Here is a 1,637-nt window from a genome sequence, read left to right as displayed (position 1 = left end):
GACTCCTTCGTCATCTGGGTCACCGAGCTCCCGCAGACCCGGGACAAGTACTACCTGGAGCTCAACGAGATCGTCCTCTCGTGACGTTCCCGGGCGACGACCCGTCGCCCGGGAACACCACACGCCCTCGGGATGTTGAGGGCGATGGCGCCTCAGGACGCGAAAGACCACCAGACGAGCAGGAGAGAACGTGACCGATCAGCCGACCAACACCACCGGTGAGGCCACCGTGCACGACATCGTCATCGTGGGTTCGGGCCCGGCGGGCTACACCGCGGCCGTCTACGCCGCGCGGGCTGGTCTGGCGCCCGTGGTCATCGCGGGCTCCGTCACCGCGGGTGGCGCGCTCATGAACACCACCGAGGTGGAGAACTTCCCCGGCTTCCCCACCGGCATCCAGGGTCCTGACCTCATGGAGGCGATGCGCGAGCAGGCCGAGAAGTTCGGCGCCCGCGTGCTGTGGGACGACGCCGAGCAGGTCGAGCTCACCGGCGACATCAAGACGGTCGTCACCGGCGGCGGCGAGACCTTCAAGGCCCGCGCCGTGATCCTCGCGACCGGCTCCGCGTACCGCGAGCTCGGACTGCCCGAGGAGAAGCAGCTCTCCGGCCGCGGCGTCTCGTGGTGCGCCACCTGCGACGGGTTCTTCTTCCGCGACCAGCACATCGCCGTCGTCGGCGGCGGCGACTCCGCGATGGAGGAGGCGACCTTCCTCACGCGCTTCGCGTCCAAGGTGACGATCGTGCACCGCCGCGACTCGCTCCGCGCCTCGAAGATCATGGCCGACCGCGCCCAGGCCGACCCGAAGATCGAGTTCGCCTGGAACAGCGAGGTCGCCGGCATCTCCGGTGAGGACAAGGTCACCGGGCTGACGCTGCGCGACACCGTCACGGGTGAGGAGCGCGAGCTCGACACCACCGGCCTGTTCGTCGCGATCGGTCACGACCCCCGCACCGACCTGGTCAAGGGCCAGATCGACCTGGACGACGAGGGCTACATCCTCGTCGAGGGTCGCTCCACCCGCACCAACCTGCCGGGCGTCTTCGCCTGCGGCGACGCGGTGGACCACACCTACCGGCAGGCGATCACCGCCGCCGGGTCCGGTTGCGCCGCCGCTCTCGACGCCCAGTCGTACCTCACCGAGGTGGCCGATGCCGAGGGCGAGCAGTCCCTCGCCGGCACCCCGGCCGTCCCCAACCCGGACGGGCTCCCCGCCGCGCTTGCCGGCTGACCTTTTCTCACCGATCCCTAAGGAGCGACACATGGCTACCGTCGCCGTCACCGACGACACGTTCAAGGCCGAGGTTCTCGAGTCCGATGTCCCTGTCCTCGTCGACTTCTGGGCGACCTGGTGCGGCCCCTGCCGCATGGTGGCCCCGATCCTCGAGGAGCTCTCGGACGAGTACGAGGGCAAGATCAAGATCGTGAAGCTGGACACCGATGCCAACCAGGCCACCACGATGGCCTACGGCATCACGTCGATCCCGACGCTCAACGTCTACTCCGGCGGTGAGCTCGTGAAGTCCGTGATCGGCGCCCGGCCGAAGCGCGCTCTGCAGGAGGAGATCGAGGCGGTGCTCGCGCCGAGCGCCTGATCGCCTCCACGAAGGCCGCCCGTGTTTCACGTGAAACACGGG

The 1,637-nt window shown here is 68.9% G+C and carries 2 protein-coding genes; both read left to right on the top strand.

Going from position 1 to position 1,637, the window contains the following annotated elements; translation table 11 throughout:
* Positions 1–190 precede the first annotated feature (190 nt).
* Entirely contained in the window at positions 191–1,231 is a 1,041-nt protein-coding gene (trxB, locus tag ACFWEK_RS21500; protein ID WP_430544838.1) for a thioredoxin-disulfide reductase, read from the top strand.
* 31 nt (positions 1,232–1,262) lie between these two features.
* Positions 1,263–1,595 carry a thioredoxin gene (gene trxA / locus ACFWEK_RS21495; RefSeq protein ID WP_429762817.1) on the top strand — a complete coding sequence of 111 codons (333 nt, stop codon included), beginning with the start codon at positions 1,263–1,265 and terminating at the stop codon, positions 1,593–1,595.
* The last annotated feature ends 42 nt before the right edge of the window (positions 1,596–1,637 follow it).

Origin of the sequence: Isoptericola sp. NPDC060257 (assembly GCF_042726645.1) — a bacterium.
In the GTDB taxonomy this organism is placed as follows: domain Bacteria; phylum Actinomycetota; class Actinomycetes; order Actinomycetales; family Cellulomonadaceae; genus Isoptericola; species Isoptericola nanjingensis.
This window is presented reverse-complemented; position numbering and strand designations above follow the sequence as displayed.

Coding starts and splice junctions, on each gene's coding strand:
- trxA (WP_429762817.1), top strand. CDS start 1,263: ATGGCTACCGTCGCCGTCACCGACGACACGTTCAAGGCCGAGGTTCTC.